The 23562-nt window shown below is 45.3% G+C and carries 23 protein-coding genes and 1 riboswitch; of the genes, 4 read left to right on the top strand and 19 right to left on the bottom strand.

The window, feature by feature from the left end:
* Positions 1-12: 12 nt before the first annotated feature.
* The 11 genes from EV146_RS20235 to EV146_RS20185 all read right to left on the bottom strand — a co-directional run bounded on the left by EV146_RS20235 (position 13) and on the right by EV146_RS20185 (position 10426).
* The gene (locus EV146_RS20235; RefSeq protein WP_132010150.1) at positions 13-447 is read right to left on the bottom strand and encodes a bifunctional adenosylcobinamide kinase/adenosylcobinamide-phosphate guanylyltransferase; all 435 of its coding nucleotides are present in this window, start codon (positions 445-447) and stop codon (positions 13-15) included.
* Positions 399-1016, bottom strand: a complete 618-nt coding sequence (locus EV146_RS20230; protein ID WP_132010148.1) for a histidine phosphatase family protein — start codon at positions 1014-1016, stop codon at positions 399-401. The genes EV146_RS20235 and EV146_RS20230 overlap by 49 nt, the downstream gene beginning before the upstream one ends.
* Positions 974-1762, bottom strand: a complete 789-nt coding sequence (cobS, locus tag EV146_RS20225) for an adenosylcobinamide-GDP ribazoletransferase (protein WP_132010145.1) — start codon at positions 1760-1762, stop codon at positions 974-976. Before cobS ends, EV146_RS20230 begins: the two co-directional genes overlap by 43 nt.
* Positions 1749-3260: a cobyric acid synthase gene (locus EV146_RS20220; RefSeq protein ID WP_132010142.1), complete on the bottom strand. Its 1512-nt coding sequence runs from the start codon at positions 3258-3260 to the stop codon at positions 1749-1751. The genes cobS and EV146_RS20220 overlap by 14 nt, the downstream gene beginning before the upstream one ends.
* Positions 3257-3838, bottom strand: coding sequence for a bifunctional adenosylcobinamide kinase/adenosylcobinamide-phosphate guanylyltransferase (locus EV146_RS20215; RefSeq protein WP_132010139.1), 582 nt, complete (start codon positions 3836-3838; stop codon positions 3257-3259). The genes EV146_RS20220 and EV146_RS20215 overlap by 4 nt, the downstream gene beginning before the upstream one ends.
* A complete protein-coding gene (gene cobD / locus EV146_RS20210) occupies positions 3808-4896 on the bottom strand; it encodes a threonine-phosphate decarboxylase CobD (protein WP_132010135.1) in 1089 nt (362 codons plus the stop codon). Before cobD ends, EV146_RS20215 begins: the two co-directional genes overlap by 31 nt.
* On the bottom strand, positions 4871-5836 hold the full coding sequence (cbiB, locus tag EV146_RS20205) for an adenosylcobinamide-phosphate synthase CbiB (RefSeq protein ID WP_132010132.1): 966 nt from the start codon (positions 5834-5836) through the stop codon (positions 4871-4873). Before cbiB ends, cobD begins: the two co-directional genes overlap by 26 nt.
* Positions 5833-7302: an adenosylcobinamide amidohydrolase gene (locus EV146_RS20200; RefSeq protein WP_132010129.1), complete on the bottom strand. Its 1470-nt coding sequence runs from the start codon at positions 7300-7302 to the stop codon at positions 5833-5835. Before EV146_RS20200 ends, cbiB begins: the two co-directional genes overlap by 4 nt.
* A 2-nt stretch (positions 7303-7304) precedes the next feature.
* Positions 7305-8363 (bottom strand): FecCD family ABC transporter permease, encoded by a 1059-nt coding sequence (locus tag EV146_RS20195; protein ID WP_132010126.1) that lies wholly within the window; start codon positions 8361-8363, stop codon positions 7305-7307.
* A complete protein-coding gene (locus tag EV146_RS20190; RefSeq protein ID WP_132010123.1) occupies positions 8329-9300 on the bottom strand; it encodes an ABC transporter substrate-binding protein in 972 nt (323 codons plus the stop codon). The genes EV146_RS20195 and EV146_RS20190 overlap by 35 nt, the downstream gene beginning before the upstream one ends.
* Positions 9301-9472: 172 nt before the next feature.
* Positions 9473-9670, bottom strand: a riboswitch (cobalamin riboswitch).
* A 366-nt stretch (positions 9671-10036) separates the two neighbouring features.
* On the bottom strand, positions 10037-10426 hold the full coding sequence (locus tag EV146_RS20185; protein WP_132010120.1) for a thiol-disulfide oxidoreductase DCC family protein: 390 nt from the start codon (positions 10424-10426) through the stop codon (positions 10037-10039).
* Positions 10427-10736: 310 nt separating this feature from the next.
* Here EV146_RS20185 and EV146_RS20180 point away from each other — a divergent pair, with 310 nt between their 5' ends.
* From EV146_RS20180 to bioB, 3 genes are all read left to right on the top strand, one after another.
* A complete protein-coding gene (locus EV146_RS20180; RefSeq protein ID WP_121609994.1) occupies positions 10737-10931 on the top strand; it encodes an IDEAL domain-containing protein in 195 nt (64 codons plus the stop codon).
* A gap of 463 nt (positions 10932-11394) precedes the next feature.
* Entirely contained in the window at positions 11395-11982 is a 588-nt protein-coding gene (locus tag EV146_RS20175; protein WP_132010118.1) for a biotin transporter BioY, read from the top strand.
* A 24-nt stretch (positions 11983-12006) separates the two neighbouring features.
* A complete protein-coding gene (gene bioB / locus EV146_RS20170) occupies positions 12007-12999 on the top strand; it encodes a biotin synthase BioB (RefSeq protein WP_132010115.1) in 993 nt (330 codons plus the stop codon).
* A gap of 66 nt (positions 13000-13065) precedes the next feature.
* Here bioB and EV146_RS20165 read toward each other — a convergent pair whose 3' ends face one another.
* The 8 genes from EV146_RS20165 to EV146_RS27185 form a co-directional block, all read right to left on the bottom strand.
* On the bottom strand, positions 13066-13686 hold the full coding sequence (locus EV146_RS20165) for a DUF3298 and DUF4163 domain-containing protein (protein WP_132010112.1): 621 nt from the start codon (positions 13684-13686) through the stop codon (positions 13066-13068).
* A gap of 557 nt (positions 13687-14243) precedes the next feature.
* Positions 14244-14990 carry an amino acid ABC transporter ATP-binding protein gene (locus EV146_RS20160; RefSeq protein ID WP_132010109.1) on the bottom strand — a complete coding sequence of 249 codons (747 nt, stop codon included), beginning with the start codon at positions 14988-14990 and terminating at the stop codon, positions 14244-14246.
* 15 nt (positions 14991-15005) lie between these two features.
* A complete protein-coding gene (locus EV146_RS20155; RefSeq protein ID WP_132010106.1) occupies positions 15006-15665 on the bottom strand; it encodes an amino acid ABC transporter permease in 660 nt (219 codons plus the stop codon).
* A gap of 66 nt (positions 15666-15731) precedes the next feature.
* The gene (locus EV146_RS20150) at positions 15732-16511 is read right to left on the bottom strand and encodes an amino acid ABC transporter substrate-binding protein (RefSeq protein WP_132010103.1); all 780 of its coding nucleotides are present in this window, start codon (positions 16509-16511) and stop codon (positions 15732-15734) included.
* A 293-nt stretch (positions 16512-16804) separates the two neighbouring features.
* A complete protein-coding gene (locus tag EV146_RS20145) occupies positions 16805-17854 on the bottom strand; it encodes an NAD(P)-dependent alcohol dehydrogenase (protein WP_158287155.1) in 1050 nt (349 codons plus the stop codon).
* 89 nt (positions 17855-17943) lie between these two features.
* Complete coding sequence (locus EV146_RS28225; RefSeq protein ID WP_277873232.1) at positions 17944-20289, bottom strand: arabinan endo-1,5-alpha-L-arabinosidase AbnB; 2346 nt, start codon at positions 20287-20289, stop codon at positions 17944-17946.
* Positions 20290-20807: 518 nt separating this feature from the next.
* Positions 20808-22535, bottom strand: a complete 1728-nt coding sequence (locus EV146_RS20135; RefSeq protein WP_241993987.1) for a hypothetical protein — start codon at positions 22533-22535, stop codon at positions 20808-20810.
* A 44-nt stretch (positions 22536-22579) separates the two neighbouring features.
* On the bottom strand, positions 22580-22819 hold the full coding sequence (locus tag EV146_RS27185; protein ID WP_158287154.1) for a hypothetical protein: 240 nt from the start codon (positions 22817-22819) through the stop codon (positions 22580-22582).
* A 33-nt stretch (positions 22820-22852) separates the two neighbouring features.
* Here EV146_RS27185 and EV146_RS20130 point away from each other — a divergent pair, with 33 nt between their 5' ends.
* The gene (locus EV146_RS20130; RefSeq protein WP_158287153.1) at positions 22853-23473 is read left to right on the top strand and encodes a YesL family protein; all 621 of its coding nucleotides are present in this window, start codon (positions 22853-22855) and stop codon (positions 23471-23473) included.
* The last annotated feature ends 89 nt before the right edge of the window (positions 23474-23562 follow it).

The raw sequence follows: 23562 nt of genomic DNA, 5'->3' as shown, positions 1-23562 counted from the left end.
TTATTCCCCTTTTCATTTTAGTTTTTGGCGAATTCCATACCAGACCAAATCCACCTGGTCGGCGGCCGCAGCTGTATCCTGGAAAGCCCAGCCTGCCGCATCCCGCCATTTACGTTCTTCTGCATCGATCGGCACAATTCCTTTCGTGATATCGGATCCAATCAGGATGAGCATCCTTCCTTCCGCTCCCCGTTCCCAGCTTTTCCAAGCCTGAAGAAAGGTTTGCCACTGCTCCCGGACATCAAGGGATGTGCCTGCCATGCTTTTCAGCCAAAGCTCCATGCCTTCGAGTACCACCACATCTTTCTTTTCCCATTCAACTATCCCTGCTGGTAACTCTGCTCCCCGGTAGGCGGATATCCATAGATGCGGCGTATCCTCAAGCTGGTAAAAATCCTTCACCCAATTGGATTTGCCATTAAAGGCACCTCCCGTAACAAAATGCAACGCTCTCCCCTCCTTAAATCTTTTTTATGCCAGATGAGCTCATAGCCTCGATCATGGGGGATACTCCATTCCCAAAACTCTCTTTTGACCGGGGCAAGCTGCGACAAGAGATGGCGGATCACCCCTCCATGGGTAATGACCGCCGTTTTCCTGGCATCATGATCCAGGATCCTGGCTGAAATTCTCCTCCATCCTTCTTCAGTTCTGCAAGCAAACTGGGCAAAGGACTCTCCACCTGGGGGATAGACCGTCAGAAAATCATTGAGCCAGGATTGATAATGAGAATCGTCCTTTAACTCTCCATAGGTCTTTCCTTCCCATTCGCCAAAATGCATTTCCCGCAATTCTTTCATGACCTCTGCCCGTCTATCCGGGAAAAGGATGTCTGCCGTTTCAAGGCACCTGCCCAAATCACTGGAGATAACCAGGTCAAAATCCGGCTTTTCAAGTTTGAGCTCTTTTTTAGCTTCAGGGCATAACGGAGAATCAGACCAGCCAAGATAAGCGCGGCGTTTATTTTCCTCTGTCAAACCATGGCGAAATAATGAAACAGCCACAGTATCATCCATAGTACCAGCTCCGTCCCTTCTGTACTTGCACCGAGGAGGTCCCCCGTCATCCCTCCAAACCAGCCGATTATTTTCCTCTTAAAAACCGGCAGCATCAAAGCAGATACCACAGCAAACAGGATGACCCCCATCCATGCCTGATGAAAAGCAATTCCCGCCGATAGTACTATCAGGATATACACTGGATACATCAAGAGTGTCCGGTCATTGGCAGCGTTCTGGAACAGCGCCCCCAATCCTTCTTTTTTAGCCCCGGGCACCTTTAATAGGAGAACGCCCATGACCGTCTTGCTAAAAAACGGAATCAATCCAGCCAAGAAATAGGACCAGGGCTCAACCTGCTGAGTAATTTCATAGATAAAGAAAAACCTCGCGCTTAATAAAACAAGGACCGACAACACTCCAAAAGCTCCGACCCGTGGATCATTCATGATTTCAAGCCGCTTTTCCCTGTCACGGTAAGAAAAAAAGGCGTCACTCGCATCCATCCACCCATCGAGGTGAATCCCACCCGTAATCAAGATCCCGGCAAGCCATAATACAAAGGCCGCTGTAAGGGCAGAAAAAGGTGTCCACTGGAGAACTGCATAGTACAGGAAGATATATAGGCCGCCTTGAATCAATCCGAGAACAGGGAATGTTTTGACTGCCTTTTCCAGATGCTCCTGATCCATTGGCAAAGCCGCATTTACAGGAATGGCAGTGAAGAATTGAATATTGATCAGCAACCCTTTAAGCCATTTCATGCTCTGCTCCCCACTGGAAAATAATCTGCTTCAGCTTTGGCCAGTCCAGATGCTCCATCAAATGGGAAGCCAGTTCATCGTATTTTGCGTTTTTCACCGAACGGACAGGAACCATTTTCCCGGTCGGAATTCCTTTCCTTTTGCGCAGGCTGTTCAGCCACTCATTGCGCCACTCATCATTATGAAAAAGATGGTGCAGGTATGTCCCGATGATTTGGCCATCGTTCCCGAAATAGCCTTCAGCTCGGCCATCTCTAAGAAGAAGAAAATAGTGGTCACTGGATTCCAGAACCGTCTCACCCAGATGAATTTCGTAGCCGGAGACGGCCAGACTCCTACCCGCGGCAGGATTCACTGTGCCTTCTGCCCGGACAGTTGTTTTCTCCTTTAAAAAAGTAGTGACAGCCGGGATCAATCCCAATCCTTCTTCACTTGTAAAAGCGATGCCTGTATCTGCACCATGAGGATCGATCAGCTTCATGCCGAGCATTTGGTAGCCCCCGCAGATTCCGACAATGGTCCCGCCTTCCTTCGAATAGGATTTTAGCCACCCGTCAAGCTGAGCTTTCTTAAAATACTGCAAATCTCTTATCGTGCTTTTCGTTCCCGGCAGGATTACGGCATCCGGGCTGCCCATCTCGGAAACATGACTTACCCAGCGGATGGCAACACCCTGTTCATAATAAAATGGCTCAATATCACTGTAATTTGAGATATAAGGAGGCTTCAGAACGGCAATGTCAAGCAGCTTTTCTCCTCTATTGACAGATGCAGGAGGCAGAGACAGAGAATCCTCACCATCGATCATATGATTCTCCAGATATGGAAGTACACCGAGCACAGGGATTCCTGTTTTTTCCTCCAGCCATTTCACTCCATCTGTAAAAAGGGAAAGGTCCCCCCGGAACTTGTTGATGATCAGGCCCTTCACTCTTGCTCTCTCGTGATCCTCCATTAATTCGAGGGTGCCCACGATGCTGGCAAACACTCCGCCACGGTCAATATCAGCCACCAAAATAACCGGTACATCCGCCATTTCCGCAACCTTCATATTGACTAATTCCCTATCCTTCAGATTGATTTCGACCGGGCTTCCGGCTCCTTCCATAACAAGAATTTCATATTTCTGATCAAGCTTTGCGAGTGCAGAAGAAATGGCCTCCAGACCTTTTTCATAAAAGGATTCACGGTAGCCCTTTCCAGACATGGTTTGAATGGCCTTTCCCAGCAGCACAATTTCAGACTGCTGTTCGGATCTTGGTTTTAACAAAATCGGGTTCATCCAGACGCTGGCAGCTGTATTCGCAGCCTCCGCCTGAATCCCCTGGGCTCTTCCAATCTCTTTTCCGTCAATGGTGACATAAGAATTGTTGGACATGTTTTGAGATTTGAAGGGAGCCACCGCAATCCCTTCGTTGGCAAAAGCGCGGCAAATGGCGGTTGCAATCAGGCTTTTCCCCACGTCGGACGAGGTACCCTGGACCATAATGCCCTTCATGACTTTTCCCCTCCTTTCATTGCTGCAGGGATGCCTGCTTCTACCAAGAAAGCCTGGTTTGCTTCCCTTGCCATTTCCTGGTGCAGTACTCCCATTAGTTTTGAATATGTAAACACAAGCTCAGAACTTCCAATCGGCTCATTCAGAACTTCATTGCTGACGACAATCAGCGTCTGGCATCGTCCTTTGATTTGCCGGATTCCTTCGGAGATTGATTCTATCATGCACCTTTGGAAGCGAGGGTCTTCCCACTGCTCTCCAGCCTGGAAAAGCTCATTATTTACTAGAGTTGTCAAACAGTCGAACAGGACGACATCCTTCGCAGAAAAAGAGGAAGCAATTTCAGCAAGGTTTCTCGGCTGCTCCCACGTTCTCCACTTCAGCCCGCTTTTCAGACGGTCTTTCTTGTGCTTTTCAATTCTTTCCTTCATTTCCGGATCATTTGCCTGCCCTGCGGCTATGTAATGAAGCTGTGAACCCGACTGCTGTGCGACTTCCGCAGCAAGCTCTTCAGCAAACGTGCTTTTCCCGCTGCGGACACCTCCGCTTATAAAAATGAACGTCGATGGTTCTGCCATTCGGCAATCGCCTCCATCAGGATGGAATTTTCCCTGCTGCCTTTGATGGCAAACCGCAGCCATCCTCCTTCAACGCCTGGAAAATTCATTGTATGCCTTGGAATCATCCCTTTTTCAAGTAAAAACCGAAAAAATGGCAGCTGGTCTTTTAAAGAAGGATCTTTTAATAAATAAAAATTAACCGAGGAAGGAGATACAAGGAAACCCTTCTCCTGGTAAAAGGCAAAGAGCCGGGTTCGTTCTCTTTCAATCAATTCTCTTGTCTCCCTAACAAATGATTCACTTTCCAGGCACCATTCTCCTGCCTGCAATGCAAGGGCATTGATGCTCCAGTGGGGTTGGAGGGCTTCCAGCTTCCGGATCATGGACGGGGCACCAACGAGGTAGCCCAGCCTCAAGCCTGGAATCGCAAACATTTTGGTCATGGACCTGATAATAAGCAAATGTGGATTTTCGTTTATAAACGGAACAAGAGAATCATAGTCCGGCAGAAAGTCATAAAATGCTTCATCAATCACAAGGAAACACTCATTTTCTTCGCATTCCTTCAGCAGCCCCGCAACGACAGACTTTGGATAGCAAACACCGGTTGGATTATTTGGATTGCATAAAAACAAGGCATCACTGCGTCCTAGTTTGTTGGATAAATCTAAATCCCGCCATTCCCACCTGTCAGGGACTAGTTGATGGTAGTCAACGTTACAGCCATTTACCCTGCAAGCTGCTTCGTATTCAGAAAAGGCAGGCTGGACGATGACTACCCTCCTGCCGGATAGAAACCTTCCAACAAGCGATATGATCTCTGCCCCGCCATTTCCAAGCAAAATCTGGTCCGTATGAAGCCCTTCCTTTTCCGCAAGTTTTTCCTTCAGCTCTTTCCCTTTCGGATCCGGATAATCCGTTACGGCAGCAAACAGCTGGCTCCAATTTTCTTTTAATATGGGTGGAGGTCCCTGCGGATTAATATTGGCACTAAAATCAATCCGCTGTTCCGGCAAAGGAAGCTCCAGTGCATCAAATAAATATTGCGGGTTAGACCCATGCTGCGGCCATTTCAATCAGCATTCCTCCCAGCCAAAGCAAGATTAAAAAGATCGGGACGGTGACCGTCACAATTTGATTTGCTTTTACGATATGTTTTTTCTCCAGTTGGACGAGCGGGTCTCCCATTGTCGCCCGGTTTGATTCGACACCTTTATAGTAATTGATTCCGCCCAGCTGAACGCCAAGGAGGGCAGCAACGGCAGCTTCCCCCCAGCCGCTGTTGGGACTCGGATGTTTTTTCGCGTCACGCCTGACGATTTCCCAGGCTTTTGAGGTGGTTACATGACTGGGCCTGCTGCCAGCGAGCATGCAAAGAGATGTCAGCCGGCTCGGGATCCAGTTGGCAGCATCATCAAGGCGGGCGGATGCCCAGCCAAAATCCCTGAATTTTTCATTGCGATAACCTACGATTGAATCACAGGTATTGATTCCCCGGTACATCAAAGCAAGTGGAGCCCCTCCAATCAAGGCCCAGAATAACGGAGCTGTAATTCCGTCACTTGTGTTTTCCGCCACCGTCTCGACAGCACCCCTGACAATTTCAGGCTCGTCAAGCCGGTCCGTGTCCCGGCCAACAATATAGGACAGCTTTAAGCGGGCTTCTTCGGTATTTCCTTTTTCCAATGGAGCATAAACAGTAAGAGCCGCTTCTTTCAGGCTTTTTTGGGCAATTGCCGTGGAAATGAGCACAGCCTCCACAAGAATGCCTGCAGCGGGATGAAGCAAATAAGCAAAGTGGACAGCCAGAAAAGAAGCTCCGCCTGTAACAAGAAGGACAATGGCCAGCATGACAGTCCCTTTCACCTTCCGGAAACTCCCCTTATTTATGCTTTTTTCCAGCGAATAAATCAGGGATCCCATCCACCTGACCGGATGCGGCAAGTTTGGAGGATCCCCGACAATACTATCGATCACTACGGCAAGAGTGATGGCCGCCAGATGAAAAATAATCATGTTCTCACTCTTTTCCTGCTTTTAATTGTCGCTTCCCTGGTGCAATGATAGACGCCTGAGCCAATGACTTTTCCAAGCGGAGTGATGGTGCCTGCATAATCCAGTTTTTTTCCTCTCTGTGCTGCCGCAATCAGAATACTGTCGGTAGAGGTGCCAGTGGCGATGGTCCCGGCAACTGGGTCCTTCACTCCTAAATCATGCAAGGCTTTTGCCTTTGCTTCGGTCGCTGTCATAATACACTGGATGAAAGCTTCCTCTGTAATTTCACCATTGATAAATATCCAGGTGTTGATTGTTCCTGGCGAGAGTTGAAAAGAATGCTCGCGGCCTCTCGACGCATCAACCGCGTTCCCTACTCCTGACGTTACTACAATCAGGACGGAAAAACCATCCTCTTGATAATGCTGGCAGCTGACATCTTCCAGATAGACCGCTGTCATCATTCCGACCGTTTCGCCCGGTTCAAATCCATGAATCCTCAGGTAGTCTCCCATTTCCTTGCGATGGTCGCTGCAGTCATAGCTTTTAGGGACATGCCGATTCACAAACACCTGGTGCCAGCCCGTTCCAGAACCAACTACGCCGGAAGACATCGTCCGGAGCGGGAAGGGAGACCGCAAAACAATATGCTCCTCTGACAGCGAAAGAAGGGATTCATCAATCACGGCAGGACCATCCTCATCCTCCAGCATTTCAGGCAGAAGGACCATTTGCGGAGCAGGAATCTTGGGATGAGGCTGTTTCTGGATTTTCGTCCTGTAGACATCGCGGATTCTTTCCTCGCGCAGAACTTCGTTGGGAACATCATTGATGCTGATTTTTCCGTCTTCCAGCAGGAGAAGCCTGTCACAGTACAGACCGGCAAGGTTCAGGTCATGAAAAATCGAAATGACAGTCAAGCCGCGTTCCTTCGTCCAGGATTTTAATGCATCCAGCAGATCCTTTTGAAAAGAAAGGTCAAGGTGGTTCGTCGGCTCATCCAGCAAAAGGATTTCAGGTTCCTGGGCCAAAGCCATCGCAAGAAAAACCCTTTGCCGTTCTCCGCCTGACAATTCATTTAAATACTGGTGCTCAAACTGGCTTACCCCGGTCTGCTCCATCACTTGCCGGACGATGGCTTCATCCTCATCCGACCATGTCTGGAACCAACCCGTCTGGTGGGCATATCTCCCAAGCGAAACAGTCTCCTTGACGGTATACGAAAACGCCTGATCCGAATGCTGCGGCAGCACAGCAATAATCTTCGCCAGCTCCTTTGATGACAGCTCGGATATGGATGTTCCTTTTATCCGGACGTTCCCATGGGAAAACGGCAGGATACCGCTCAGCATCTTCATCAAGGTTGTCTTGCCGCTGCCATTGGGGCCAAGAATCCCAAACAGCTCGCCTCTCCCCACTTGAAAGGAAACATCCTTCAAGACCTTTTCTTCCGAATACCCTCCAGACAGTTGTTGTACGCTTAGCATGTTTATCCTCTTCTTTCCTTTCGATTTTTCATTAAAATCACGGCAAATACCGGGGCGCCAACGATAGCAGTTATCACGCCGATCGGAAGCTCGGTAGGAGAGATAATGGTCCGAGCAAGGAGATCCGCCAGAATCAAAAAGCCCGCGCCAGTTAAAATGGAAAGCGGCAGCAAATGCCTATGGTCTGGGCCCCATAACAGCCTCGTCAAATGGGGAATCACAAGACCGACAAAGCCGATCGTCCCGGATACAGCTACGGCTCCCCCTGTTAAAATCGAGCCAGCCACGAGGATCAGCATTTTCCTTTTCTGAACGTTGACCCCAATATGCTGCGCCCTTTCTTCCCCAAAGGACATGGCATTCAGTTCCCTGCCATTCAGAAGCAGAAGCAGAGCACCAATTAGAAAGAAGGGGAAAATAATTTTTATATAGTCCCAGCCCCTCATGGACACACTGCCCATCAGCCAGCCTATGATTTGCCTCAGTTCATCCCCGGTAAGGGCAATCATGAGAGAAATCAGTGCCCCTAAAAAGGAACTGAAAATAATGCCGGTTAATATAATCGTTTCCACCTTCATCGAGCGGTCAATTCTCCGGGTAAATGCCAGCACAATGATGATCGTTAAGAAGGCAAAAACAATGCTTAGGATTGGTAAAGTGAACAGTCCGGCAAAAGGGAAGGAAATGCCGAAGAACAGTGTAATGACAGCACCCACAGAGGCACCGGAGGAAACTCCCAGTGTATAGGGGTCTGCAAGGGGATTTCGCAATAATCCTTGAAAGGCGGCTCCCGCAATTGCGAGAGACGCCCCAACCAGCCCGGCAAGGATAACCCTTGGCAGGCGAATATTCATGACAATATTTAAAAACATGGGTTCAGTGTATTCATTGGAGGACAGTGAGAAAAGCTCGCCTCCGATTATTTTGATAATATCCAGCGGCGGAACCGAAACAGTCCCAATGGAAATCCCCAGCAGGACTGAGATCATCAGAAACGCTGCGGCTGTCACATAAGCATAAATTTTATTATTTAAATACTTCCGGATAAACAGCTTTTGCAAGTTCCTCTACTCCTTGAACGATCCTTGGTCCAGTACGGGTAACAGCATCAGAATCGACATTGACAACTTCATTATTCTTAACAGCCGCAATATCCTGCCAGCCATCGCGGCCTGTAACATTCTTGACTGGATCCTCCGTATAGTGGCCGTGTGTTGTGATAATGACATCTGGATTTGCTTTGATGACCGCTTCAGGGTCCATCTTTGGCCAGCCTTCTTCAGTCACAACATTTTTAGCATGAATAATCTGGAACATTTCATCCATAAAAGTATTCTTGCCGGCTGAATAGATTTCAGGCGCTGGGGACACTTCCACAAACACTGATTTTACATCTTCTTCCGGAATTTCCTGTGCCTTTGTCTTGATTTCTTCCACCTTGGCTTTCAGGTCGGAAACAAGGGATTCTGCTTTTTCTTTCTCTCCATTTGCAGTACCGACCATCACAATGGAGTCATAAACTTCGTCAAAATTCTTTGCATCATTTACAACAAGGACCGTAATGCCAGCATCCCTGAGCTGCTGCAATCCCGATTCAGAATTATGGGCACTTGAAGCATGGGCAAGAACAAGGTCCGGATTCAGAGAGACGATTTTTTCCACGTTAAAATCAAGTCCGCCGATTCTTTCTTTTTCTTCGACTTCCTTCGGATAGTTGTCATGATCGGAAACCCCGACAACCTGCTCTCCCAGTCCCAATTCAAAGGCAATTTCCGTGTTGCTTGGAAGAAGGGACACAATTTTTTCCGGTTTCGAGTCAATAACAACCTTATTTTCCAGTGCATCGGTAATAGTGACCGGGAATTCCGCTTTTTCTTTCTGTGCAGATTGTTTCTCGTCACTGGCATTTTCCTTCGGTTCCGAGGCATTGCTGCCGCATGCAGTCAGAACCCCAATCGATAATAGTAAAGCAAATAAGGACAAATAAAGCTTTTTCATTTTCATTCCCCCAAAAATTGTTGATGCGGAAGCGACCAGCGCCAGCACAGCCAAGGCTTTTTTAGAATAAAAAAACACCTCCACATTTAAAAGGAGGTGTTGGTTCGGTAATACTCTTAAAAATGCAAAAGGGTATGTAATCCTGCCAAACACCTCCTATCCTCGTAGGCTTGCCGGTGCTAAGTATCAGGCAGGTCTCCTGGCTCATGTTCACAGCCTTCAGCACCTTCCCATACATAAACGTACAGTGGCTTTTGCTGAAAGCTCCCATTTACAGTGGCGGGACCGCGTTGGATTTTCACCAACTTCCCTTTTAAGTCTTTAAAAGAATGCATTCTTTTAAAAAAACACCTGATCTTATAAGTATGTAATTTTTTCCGCTATTTTTGATTATACACCATAGGCAGACAAAAAGGACAAGCATTTTTTCACGGGCTCTTGCTTCGCAGGCAGACCCTCTACTGACTTTCTTCAGGAAGATACCAGCAACTAGAAATCTTGCTTTTCGCCGATCAAAAGAAAAGGACGTGGACAAAACTGCAAAAGGGATATGAGCCCGGAATCATTCCGAATATGGAATCAGAATGTTTCGCCGTGATCAAGAATTAACCAATCTGGCTGTGACCAAATCATCAAGTATCATCGAAAGCATGCTGGAAAACATGGAATAAGCGGCAAAAGGACCAGGCGCACATCATACGCAATGGTCCTTCTAATATAAATTAGCTTGTCGGATCTATAAAAATCGTTTGCGGATGCTTGGCGGAGGCAGCATGCAGCTTTCTTTTTGACCAAACCATTTATAGCGATTCCTGGCAATCACATCATAAACGAAATTGCGAATGGGGCTCGGGACAATAATCAAGGCATATAACAACTTCCACGCCCCCTGCAAGTGACGGCAAATTCTAAGTGCTGCAGCCGACTTATAGTATACCTTTTCATCCTCAATCAAAATCATGCTGTCGACATCGGCAGGTACACTATGTTTCTTCAATAACTCCTGCCCCGCCTCACTCTGGAGCGATGCAAATTGAAAAATTCCTTTCGGATCCCGATTTATAATAAACTGTACACTTGAGTCGCAAAAGTTGCAGTCGCCATCAAATAAAATCACCGGATTCATCTTCATTCCTCCTAAAATTTGACCTTGGAAATGACGATCCCTCTATATACTACTATAACCGTTCTACAGCGAAGGAAAACAAGTCTTTTCTTGGCTGCAGGGTTTTATTATTGATTTAGAGCGCGGTAAGCTGGCCATGCCATTATCATGTTTGTACACAATCGCCCTATTAAAATAGGGCACCATGAATAGAGTTATTAAATTACTTTTTATAAGGATGCAGAAAATATTTTCGAGATTGAAGTTTAAATGTTTTGAATTGTGAAAAACTTTGTTGTATAATAGGAAAAAGGTCAAGGAGTTGATTTCTATGAAAAAGAACTTGCTTAATTCCCCACACACTCAAGGAACTGCTATGGATTCACTGCTAGCTGAAATGGTGCTAGAAAAAGCACTGCTGAACTTCCGTAAAGAAAAAATTCATCAGAAAATCGACCAGGCCTTAAAAGACAACAACAAACAAGAATTCCTGCTGTTGACAGAGGAATTAAAGAGTATTTCATAATTCATTCCGCATTTATTTCATACTTCGAGTTTATTTATAGGTAAAAAAAGTCCTATCTTTACAGATACGGGCTTTTTTGCTTTTAAAAGCTTCGGCTTCCTTCAGGCTCTGGATATGGTACAGGGCAGGTTATGCTATTTTGCATTTTTTGGACATAGGATGGTAACTTGGTTCTTTTTTGGTTCCCTCTATCATGATGTTTCCCCGAACTAGGTCACACATTTTCCCTTTGCGTTCCCTGTATCACGGCTTTTCACCGAAGCTGGTCACGCATTGTCCTCTAGCGTGCCCCCTCTCACTGCTTTTCACTGAAACCCGTCACACATTCCCCCCTCCCCTCTATTTTTTAATCACACGTGCTCCCCATCTTTTTTGTAAACCAAAAACAAAATAAGTTGACACAAATAATCCCAAGCTATTATTCTAAATTGTATAAAAATGATTTCACTGGAGGACAACACTTATGAAAAAGGGATTAAGGACAATTGATTTAACGATGGCCGCGTTGTTTGTTGCTCTTATGGCTGCAGGGGCAAATGTCTCCTCGTTCTTGGTGGTTGGCGGAGTTCCTATTACTCTTCAAACCTTTTTTGCCATACTGGGAGGTGCAATCCTGGGAAGCAGGCTGGGTGCCATCGCGATGGCTGTCTATGCCTTTGTAGGACTTGCCGGGGCCCCGGTATTTGCCAAATTTGGCGGAGGCTTTGCAACAATTCTTAGCCCAACCTTTGGATTTATCGTTTCCTACATATTCACTGCTTACGTAACCGGCAAGATCATTGAAAGGAAAAGAACTTTGCCGGTTTATATTCTGGCTGCCCTGATTGCCATGGCCGTCAACTACGTCTTCGGCACCAACTGGATGTACATGGCTTATAAACTCTGGTTTACCGCCCCTGAAGGCTTTACCTACCAAATGGCCTGGATGTGGATGGCGGTGCCGCTCCCGAAAGATATCATTCTTTCCATATTTGCTGGCGTCCTGGCTCACCGTCTCGAGCATCGTGTATTTGCCCGCAGCCATTTCAGGAATTTGAACAGAACTGCTTAAAGCTAATTTAATAGGAGTGAAGAAATGGACTTCAGTCACCTTTCCCATCAAGTATTGAATGGATATGAACTAACGGACGAAGAGGCATTGAACATCCTTGACTGCCCTGATGAGGAGTTGCTTGAGTTATTGCAGGGTGCCTATAAAATCCGCCGCCACTACTACGGTAACCTGGTAAAACTGAATATGATCATCAATACGAAATCAGGACTGTGTCCCGAGAATTGCGGCTATTGCGCACAGTCCAGCATCTCAACCGCCCCCATCGAAAAGTACAGAATGATGGATAAAAGCTCGATCCTAAAGGGTGCAGCGCAGGCCCACCAATTAAATGCCGGCACCTATTGTATTGTTGCCAGCGGCAGGGGGCCAAGCGGCAAGGAGCTCGACGAGGTTGTATCTGCCGTCAAGGAAATAAAAAAATCCTATAATATGAAAGTTTGCGCCTGCCTCGGATTATTAAAGCCGGTTCAAGCCGCAAAACTGAAGGAAGCGGGTGTGGACCGCTATAATCACAATATCAACACTTCACAGAACCACCATGAATCCATCACGACTTCACATACCTACCAGGACAGGGTCAATACAGTTGAATTAATTAAAGCGGCCGGAATTTCACCGTGCTCCGGAGTTATCATTGGCATGAAGGAAACCAAAGAGGATGTGGTTTCGATGGCCAGAAGCCTCAGAGCTCTGGACGCAGATTCCATCCCGGTTAACTTTCTTCATGCAATTGACGGGACACCTCTTGAAGGTACGGATGAATTGAATCCGCGTTATTGCCTGAAGGTACTTTGCCTCATGCGTTATATCAACCCTTCAAAGGAAATCCGGATCTCCGGCGGCCGCGAAGTCAATCTCAGGAGCCTGCAGCCCCTTGGACTGTATCCGGCCAACTCCATCTTTGTCGGTGATTACCTGACAACAGCCGGCCAGGAAAGCACCGCCGATCACCAAATGCTGAAGGATCTGGGCTTTGAAATTGATTATGTCTCTGAAAAGACTTTATGCAACTAAACAAGGTCCTGCGAGCGAGTATGCCGCAGGACCTTGTTATAACCAGTTTTGCTGTTTCTTTTAAAGTTAGTTATTTTCAGCCATTCTTCCGAGCGGTCCATTTTCATCAATGATATCCTGGATCTCATATACCGAAATCGGAAACATTGGAAATCCAAAGACATATGGAGTGATATCATATAATTGAAAATAAACGACGAGACTCTTATCCGCAATATAAAAATCCTGGTTGGGCTGGATGGCTGTAAAGTCGCTGATCAGCTGGATATCCCGCTGTCTAATCTGTGCTTGAATAATGGCCGAGAGCCTCTGTACATAATCACTTCCAGGCTTAAACAAATCTTTAAGCTCAAAAAGCCTCCCTTTTTCAAGGTCAAACGTCAAAGACTTGATATAGGTCATCCCGTGAGCGGCCCGGTAATGGTACGTATAATTAGAAAATGACAGGCTAAGGACCTGACGCTGGTTGTTTTTAATTTCATAATAACCGATCATTTCTTCCACCGTTGATGGCATATTCCCAACCTGCTGGTCAATCAGCTGCTGGGTCTGGCGAACAGCCGCCGCATTGATTCTTCTCTCCAGATTGTGATTCTGCATGCCAAATACTTGGGGATAATGCACCGTTTTCTTCGGCCCGCTGGTGACTTTCAGCGTCCTGATAGGAACCGGAAACGAAATAGGCATATTCTTATAACCTCTTTTTACCTCATTCTATTCACAGGAAAGTGAACTGTGTTCGATCTTCATAGGTTATAAATGAATACAAAGCTTGTTCACTGAAAGCTGTGGTATGTTCCACGTGGAATCTTCATTTTCATAAAGACTCCCGGAATAAAAAACCTTTTTACACAATGACAAAAGAAATTCCTTTCATTTAAAAAGGTCTTTAACTCCTTCTAAGGAAAACTTACCATCCTTCAAAAAGGACGCCATCCCCAGAACCAAAAAAAGAACATGAACAATCTTTCAACACGTTCTGCCTTCCTTCGAATAGTCACCATATGCTTTACCCTTAAAGCATAAAATGAACCACACTTTGGGTCCAGGCCGTATATCCCCTCAAAGTGTTCCTAGTCCAGTCACCATTTCTTATCAGCCGAAACTTTCAGAGAAACAATACCAACATACAAATGAGTGAATTTTACTCCTTTTAAGACATAGCTTTAGCGGCTTCCATTTCTGTAAAACTCCCCGCTAAAAAAGCCTGCCGATATACGGCAGGACCTCTTAAATAGACTGATTTATTTTAAACTGCGGGTTAAAAAAGCCTTTGTGCGTTCGTTTTTGGGGTTCGTAAACAGCTCGGAAGGATGGCCGGATTCAATGATTTCACCGTTGTCCATGAACATCACCTTATTGGCTACTTCCCTGGCAAACCCCATCTCATGGGTTACAACGATCATCGTCATTTGCTCCTCAGCCAAAGCTTTCATGACCTCAAGGACCTCCCCGGTCAGTTCTGGATCCAGAGCTGAGGTGGGTTCATCAAATAGGAGGATTTCCGGATTCATCATTAATGCCCTTGCAATGGCGACCCTTTGTTTTTGCCCGCCAGATAGATTGGCCGGGTAAGCGCTCGCCCGGTCTGCAAGACCGATTTTACCTAAAAGCTCTGAACTCCTCTTCTGGATATCTTCAGGAGACTCCTTTTTGACCAGCCTCGGAGGCAGCTCCAGATTTTCCTTTACCGTAAGATGCGGAAACAGGTTGAAGTGCTGAAAGACCATGCCCATTTTAGAGGTGATTCTCTTGACCTCCTGGGGCTTGGAATATACCCCTTCCTTTACAAGTGGTTCTCCGGAAACTGTAATGCTTCCGCCATTGATTTCCTCGAGGTGAACCAGGCTGCGGAGCATGGTGCTCTTACCGGATCCCGACGGGCCGATCACGGCAACCACATCATTTTTATTTACATTAAACGTTATCTGTTTTAAGACATCCAACTGTCCAAACGATTTTTTAAGGTTGGATACTTCAATGATAGCCACATTTACCAATCCTTTTTATTCGAATTTAAATTTTCGCTCAATCCCTTTAAAGAACAGTGTCAGGACGAGCGTCATCATAAGATAAATCAAACCCGCAACGAAAAAAGGAACAATAGTGAAATCCCGGTTGACAGCCGTCTGAGCGAAATGAAGCAATTCCGGTACGGCAACGGCATAGAGCAGCGCTGTATCCTTGACAAGTGTCACCGATTCATTGGCCACCGCGGGAAGTGCCACTCGGAACATTTGAGGCAGGATGATTCTTGTTGTTGTCTGCCATTTATTCAGCCCGAGGACCTTGGAAGCCTCGTATTGCCCTTTATCGATGGCCAAAAGCCCACCTCGAAAAATTTCGGCAAAATAAGCAGCGTAATTTAATACAAAGCCCAGGCAGGCTGCCACAAATCGATCCAGCACTAAATATTCTCCGATTCCAGGAATCATCGGTAAACCAAAACAGATAAACAATAGCTGAAGCAGCAGAGGGGTTCCCCTCATCACATAAATATAGCCTTCCGCCAGGAGTGATAAAGGCTTAATATCACTTTTAACAGCAAGCGTCAAAAGAAATCCAAGCGGAATTGAGGCAATGATTGCAATAATAAATAAAAGGACTGTCATCTGTGCCCCTTCAAGCATGGGCCCAAGGATCGAGGTAATATAATCAAACGACATAAATAGATTCCTCCAAAAACAAAACAGGCTTCCCCTTGGAAATCCTGTTTTGCTCTATATTCCCTATTACTTTAATACTTTATTCTCACCAAACCACTTTTCAGAAATCTCAGCGGCTGTTCCATCTTCATTCAGGTCATCCAGCGCTGTCTGAAGCTTGTCCAGCAGCTCTTCGTTGCCTTTTTTAACACCGATTCCATATTCTTCAGGAGCAAGAGATTCATCCAGAACCTTAAAAGCTTCTTTCTCTTTCGCCATATAATAATTGATGACAATTTCATCAATGACTACTGCATCCAAACGGCCGCTCTTTAAGTCGGTCAGGGCCTGGACATTGTCGGAAAACTCTGTAACAGTCTTGATCTTTTCTTTAATTGGCGCTGCGTTCAAGGCATCCGAAGCAGAAGAAAGAGATTGCAGGCCGACCACTTTGCCTTCCAGATCTTTCAGCTTGGCAACCTTTGAATCAGCAAGAGTTACGACTACCTGTGCATTTTTTAAGTAAGGCTTTGTGAAAAGGACCTTTTCCTTTCGTTCATCAGTAATCGTGTATCCATTCCAGATTAAGTCAATCCGGCCGCTGCTGAGCTCAGCCTCTTTTGTCTTCCAGTCGATTGGCTGGAACTTGACTTCTGCTCCCATTTTTTCGGCTGCAGCTTTGGCATAATCAATATCAAACCCAACAATATTATTGTCTTCATCACGGAATCCCATTGGGGCAAACTTATCGTCGATCCCGATGACAAGTGCTTCGTCCTTTTTCTCTTTCGCTGCAGAATTCGAGCACCCCGCCGCAATAGCCAGGAGTGACGCGATTATGAGAATCATGGTTGCTAAACGCTTCATGTTATAATGACCACCTTTAATTAATTTTAAATCCTTTAGTACGTTACCATATTATCGGACTAGCATATTGTAACACTATATTATTATAAAATTCAATATCCATTCAGAATATTTACTCTGCCAACTTCTGCAAATGTAAAAAATCTGCCACTTTTAAACGATATGAGAGAATGGGTTTATAAAAAGGCGGCAAAAAATGCTTTTAACAGCACTTTAAGACATAAAAAAAATCCCCCATTATCTAATGATGAAGGATTTCTGTCCGTTTGAAATGAAGGTTAAGCCAACCCCGTTTAGTTAGGATAAATCATTATTTTTAACGTATTTGTTTTATCATGTATCGCTTTTTCAAAGGCTTCAGCTGTATCGTTTAATGGGTATTTATTTGTAATTATTTTTTCAATATCGATTTCTGGGTTTGAAAGCATTTCGATTGCCATTGGGTAGGTATGATGATAACGGAAAATCCCAACCATATCGATCTCTTTATCAATAATCTTAGAGACACTTACAGGAACCTCATCCTGTGGTGACATTCCCACAATGGCGACTCTTCCGCCTTTGCGCACTGACTCAATCGTACCTTGAACAGCTTTTGGACTGCCCGCTGTTTCAATTGCAAGATCTGCACCAGTACCATTTGTGTATAGATTAACCTTTTCCTTCAGATTTTCTTCCCGTAAATTGATTGTATGGGTAGCTCCCATTTCTTTTGCTACATCCAGTCGGCTCTGTTCTAAGTCAACTCCAATAATCATCCTTGCACCTGCAGCTTTTGCAGCAGCAGCGGTTACCAGGCCGATCGGCCCCATCCCCATGATAATGACTGTCTCGCCGGGGGAGAGCCTTCCTCTATTAATTGCATGTACCCCAACCGAAAATGGTTCAACCAGGGCGGCGGTTTCATAGCTCATCTCTTCCGGGATTGGAAAGACTAAATCCGCTCTCATTGCGATATATTCACAAAAGGCCCCATCGTAAGGAGGAGTAGCCAGAAACTCGACACTTGGACATAGATTGTATCGCCCCTCTTTACAATACTCACATTCACCGCAAGTCGCCCCTGGTTCAATTGATACGCGCTGTCCTACGGTTAAGCCTTTAACATTTCTCCCTATTTCCACAACATTCCCGGAAGCCTCATGCCCTAAAATAATTGGTTTCTCGACAATAAAGTCTCCAATTCTCCCGTGTTGGTAATAATGAACATCCGACCCGCAAAGACCCACAGCTTTTATCTCAATTAGAACTTCATCATCTTTTGGGTCTGGGATTTTTATCTCCTGCAATTCGATCTTGTTTAAATCTGTCAGCACAGCAGCTTTCATCTTATCTTCAATCATATTATTCTGACTCCTTCCTAAAAAAAAATCTCCTTACCATTAAGATTCTTGATGGTAAGGAGAAAATCATTTATTTTGTCGTCATTTTTTTAGTTTTTATTCATTTCTGCAATTTGTTCTGGAGTTAACGCTCCTTCAAAAACTTGCAGCTCATCGATCAAGCCTTTGTACGGAGTATCCCACCAGTTGACGCCCAATCCAAATGTTCCATTTGTAGTGGTGAAAACATTCGGGAATCCGCCGCGATTAAACTTCTCTTCTCCGTTCACATAAACGGCGATTTGACCATTATCTACAGTGAATGCAAGATGGGTCCATTCGCCCGCTTTTATTGTCATGCCTGTTACCGCATCATACCAGGAAGTTCCGGACCAGATCATGGTCTGGTTCCCGACAGGTCCCATTGGGACAAGGCTCAGCCAGTTACTGGAATCTCTGGCTCCGAAGAAGGTGGTTGTAAACGGTGTAAGCTGGTCTGGCTTGACCCAATAGGACACAGAGTATGTGTTGCTAGAAATCAGCCCATTAGGAAGACGTATGCCTGATGAACCATCGAATGCAGCCGCTTTGCCGTTCACTCCTTCGGCGAAGCCTATAGTTCCGCCGCTGTTATCAATCCGGTCGCCTGTAATAGTTCCGGCACTGGCCTTGCCGAGGCTGTCTGTCAATTCACCGTCAAAGGTATAATGAGCCAATTCTCCTCCAGCCTTGAGCGGCAGGACGGCAATCGCAAACGTTTTTGTTGCTGTCTCGGTGCCTTTTTTAACAGTCGCCGTTAACGTCGCTCTGGCACTTTCCGAACCCGCTGCGGGACGGGTAATTTCCCCAGTCTCCGAAACGACTTCCGGGTTGGAAGTTGCCCATGAAATCACTGTATCCCGCGTTGCTTCTGTTGGAAGGGTTAAATCGTTGATTACATTGCTGGTATCGCCCAAGTCTAAGTCTGCAGCTACATCAGCAACGATTTGTTTGTCACTTCTTGTCGGCACCTTGCTGCCCCAAATGGCAATTCCTTTGCTGGAAAGAGCGCTGAAGGTCATGACATAGGTTTTGGATGTTAGGTCATACTGACGCAGGAACACACCATCATACTGGGCTCCGTCTATTGTCAGCTGAGCCGTGTTATGGCCGGTCTTTTTCCATGTCCCTGTCACATCGCCTGTAACCTTATTATTCTTGGTTAATTGAATATCAACTGATTTTTTAATCTCAGCCGAGATCTCTTTTCCATGATTGATCAGTTTATAATCACCAATAAGATCCTCTCGCTGGACTTTATCCAATGTTTCGCCAGCATAGCGGTATGGTGCTACTACTGGCCATCCATCCTGATTCATGAACATTTGATGAACACGGATTTCGTGCATCTCTCCTTGTCCAGGGAAGCGGGCGTGGAAAATCAAGAAGTGCTCCCCTGTTTCTGGGTCATAATAGGCTGAATTATGGCCTGGGGATACATAGCCTGTACCAATTCCGTTTCCAGGGTCCCCAATCTTTCGGTCAAACAAATGATTGCCCATTACTTTCACACCGTACGGCTCGATGGACTTATCATCAAACAGCGGAAGGCTAGGATCTGCCTTAACGTTGATCATATCGTTTCCTTCCGCATCATAGTAAGGTCCATCCGGGTTCTTGGAACGCACTACACGCATATTATATCCGCCAACAGCATCCAGTCCGCCAAATGATAGATACATATAATAGTAATCTGTTTCAGGGCTGTATAGGACATAGGCCCCTTCAATCCTGCTGTGGTTTCCGCCCAGCAGTTTCTTGCCGTAACCCTGGCCTGGAATTGGCTTCGCGGTTTTTGGATCCATTTCCATAATAAAGATTCCGCCAGAATAGGAGCCGTACATCATCCACAGCTTGCCATCCTTATCGAAGAACACATCCGGATCTACTGCATTAGGATGGATTGTAGCGTCATAGATTGTACCATCTTCGCTCGGCTGATCCCACATGCCGGATTTGAGGATGATTCCCATATCCTTGTAAGGCCCTTCAACATTGTCTGCAACTGCCACACCGAGGGCCGACCGCGGAGAATCCCCTTTACAGGCATTGTAATACATATAAAACTTGCCGTCTTCCAGCTGGATGACATCAGCAGCCCACAGGGTGTCTGACTGCGCCCAGTCAAATGTTTCTTTTAATTCCTTTACAACATCTTCGAACAGAGGGTTATCGCTAGTGGCACCTGATGCAACCTGCTCCCATTGCATTAAGTCGTTTGATTTGGCAGCAGCCAAATGTGAGCCAAACACATAAAAGGTTTCATCCACTTTAATAACAGAAGGGTCATGTACAGACGCATCTTTAAAGACAGGCGTCTTCGGATCGTCCACATTATTTTTATCTTTACTCGCTGCATATACCGAGATTGGAATAATCAATAAGATCGCTGTAAATACCAGTAACAACTTTTGCAATAATGTTTTCCCCATCATTTCATCTCGCTTTCTGGAATAGTTTCAAATGATTAAGCTAGTTAAAATCCATCTACCCTCCACATTTTATTTGTACGTACAAATAAATCAAGTTAACGCTTTCAACTTAACCGTAACTCTAGGATACAACAGGTGTAACCCTTCGCTCAATGTGACTTTAGACCTATATTTGTACGGTCAAGTTAAATTTAAGATAAAAATTTATAAAATATTGGTGCTACCAAGTTTTCATAACTAAATTTCTTCTCTTACAGCCTACAAAATACAAAGAGCCTTTCAGCAATGAAAGGCACATTCAACTCTATTCCATTTTGTGAAAGCGAATCAGCTATTTCCTATTATGAATTGAGTGTTAACACGATTTTCATGCGGTATGATGATTGTAAGCGCTAAATAGAGTGGCTTCTAAAAGTAAAAATCCTCCCCGCCTTTCAAGAACCACCATTTACCTCCAAGGACAATGCATTTATAAATAGCCACTGATGCCAGTAATGTTCTCCTTATGTCAGCTTGATCTCGATTGTATGATCAACAGGAGTCATTAAGTTGATTGATAAATAGATGCAGCCGGGAGGATGGACGTCCTCTCGAAGGGTGCCTAACCAATGTTCATGTGCACCAGGAGAAATTTCAATCTTCTCCTTTCCTACGGAGTAGACAGCCTTCCCTCCAGTTAAGAAATATTGCTGTTCTTGGATTTGCTTTACCCCTTCGCCGTTTAACTCTCCCTCTTCACCCAATATAAAGATAATCTGGGTAAAAACTTCTTCCAGCTGGTCACTCTTTACATGGATACTCCATCTATCTTGGTAAGGAGTAACCTCCACAGCAATTGCATGTTTTTGAAGATGAGTGATTTCACGGTGCTCATGAGGCAGCAAGTACCACGGCCTTCCCTCGACCTTCTCCAGTTTTTCTAACAGATCTCTTGTAATCGGGGCGTTATAGCCTTTTTCCATAACCGTCCGCAAGCGGTAGCCCCCTTCCCGTACCTCAAATTCATCAAAGAAAACAATTCCCGGGGAAAACGAAGTTGAAATTTTAGTCCCCAAAATCCTGAGCTTCCCATGCCGAAGCGAAAAGAAGGATGGAACATTGGTCATGACAGTTCCGCTTTGATTGTCCTTTCGATAGCGTACTACTGGAGAACCAAAAGCAGTATGGGGTGCACTGTGAAGGATTTTGAATTGATGCCCCAAAGCTGCAGCCTTGCCAAGATACTCTAATCGCGGGTATTTTTGATTAATGATTTTCACATAGTGATTTGGAATGGGTGTCCGCTCAATATCATTCACCATCAGGTCGGGGTACAGCAGGTGCCCAACCATGGCATTGGAATCAACGCTCCCCGGCTCAGCGGCGAATTCCGCCGCAAAGTCTGCCATATAAGCAAAAAGCGGATTTTGGTCAACAGAAGCCATCAAGCGATATATTAAATAGTAATTTGACAGATTGGATGGCTTTCCAAAGTCCTGCCTTCCGGAGTAATCGGTCACCACTTCTCCGGATGGGTGGACAAGATATTGCATGAGCTCCAGATTTCTTCTGACAGGTTCAAGAAGTTCGGGGATCTTCAAGTTTCTGGAAGCATGGAAAAGCATGATATTGTTAACCGCGTTGTAAATCCCGTTGCTTCGCTCGGTCCATTCGCCATCTTCTGTGTAATCCAGCCCTTCGGCCAGCCATTCTTTAGCACGTCTAACCAGCGCTTCATCCGGAAATATCTGATTCAAAAAGGACAGGGCAGCCGTTATCACCCAGCGATGGTTAGGAGTATGGCAGCCGCCAGTCAAAAGGGCTGGGATGGCACGTTCCAGGAATAGCTTTATATCGAAGCGAACTTGATCGTATATCCCTGAAGACTGCTTTTTCAGCAGCAGATAAATCTGCGACAAACCTACAACAACAAACCCCGTATCAGGCGGAGAATGATAATTTGTTGCTCCCAGCGAAATTGTTCCGTCCCCATGCTGCTGATTCAGCATATATTGAGAAGCCTTTTCTAATCGCTCGATTAATGCATGACTTTGATAATAATCAGAATCAGCATTTAGAACCGAAGCCGTCCAGGCTGCGATAATTCTTGGTGTTCCCACATGGCTTGGCCTGGCAACCCCCATAATAGGATCAATGATTCCTCCATAATATTTGCTTGCAGGATCCATATCCTGAAGCTCCATCATCCTTCTGGTAAAAGCTTCATTAACTTCGAAGATTTTTTGATACAATCCCAGTCCCCCTGTTCCTATTGTTCAATGTTGCTGTTGTTTCCTTAACAATAAAGTGCTTCTTGCAAACGCTCAATCCCAATAATTCTCCTTTTCATTAAAATCTCTGCTTCAACAGCTTCTATTTTTTGACCTTTCCCCCTAAAAAGCGCCCTTTCAGCCGTAAAATTTCCCCTTCCCCCAGAAGTGGCTATATTTCTATTGATGGCCTGAAAGCGCATCCATATAATGATAGTTAAACGATCAAGGACATATCCAAATTGGCAGTGGCTTGCCGAATTCATCTTGTTTCGCTAGAGAAAAAGGAGGACTTTAATTTGGAAAATGGGGGACATTTGACCAGGCTTTATGTTATTTGTGATTGGGTTGCGCGACTGGCCTACATTAATCTTTTGTGGATTGGCTTTTCTGTGGCAGGGTTCATTCTTTTCGGATTGATGCCGGCAACTGCGGCAATGTTCACGATCATCAGGAAATGGATAATGGGGGAGAATGACTTTTCGATCCTTCAGACTTTTTGGCAAACCTATAAAACTGAGTTTTTGAAAAGCAATGCATTAGGTGGAATTTTGATGACAATCGGGGGACTAATATTCCTGGACCTTAGAATCTCCCAATCCGGCACCACTTCTTTTTCCTTGGTCATGTCACTTTTAATGATAAGCGGACTTTTTATTTTATTTATCATGTTCCTGTATGTGTGGCCGATTTTTGTTCACTTCAACCTTTCGATTTTCAATATCCTAAAAACAGCCTTTGTCTTAAGTATTTCACAGCCAATTTTTACGATCGTAATGATTGTCGGGTCTTTAGCTGTTTATTTTACCATGATGAATATTCCGGGGCTCATCCCATTTTTCGGCGGCAGTCTTCTTGCTTTTATCATGATGTGGTCTTCATCCCTTTGTTTTAATAAAATCATGAAAGATAGTAACTAAAAAGCGCTGCACACGGGAAATAATCGGAGAAAATTCGACGTCTTTTAACCAACTGACCGAAATGCTCCCTATATATTTCCCGGAAAATA

The sequence above is a fragment of the Mesobacillus foraminis genome, assembly GCF_004340465.1.
Lineage (GTDB): Bacteria > Bacillota > Bacilli > Bacillales > Cytobacillaceae > Mesobacillus_B > Mesobacillus_B foraminis.
The sequence above is the reverse complement of the archived record's forward strand: the minus strand, read 5'-3'. Positions and strand labels throughout refer to the sequence as shown.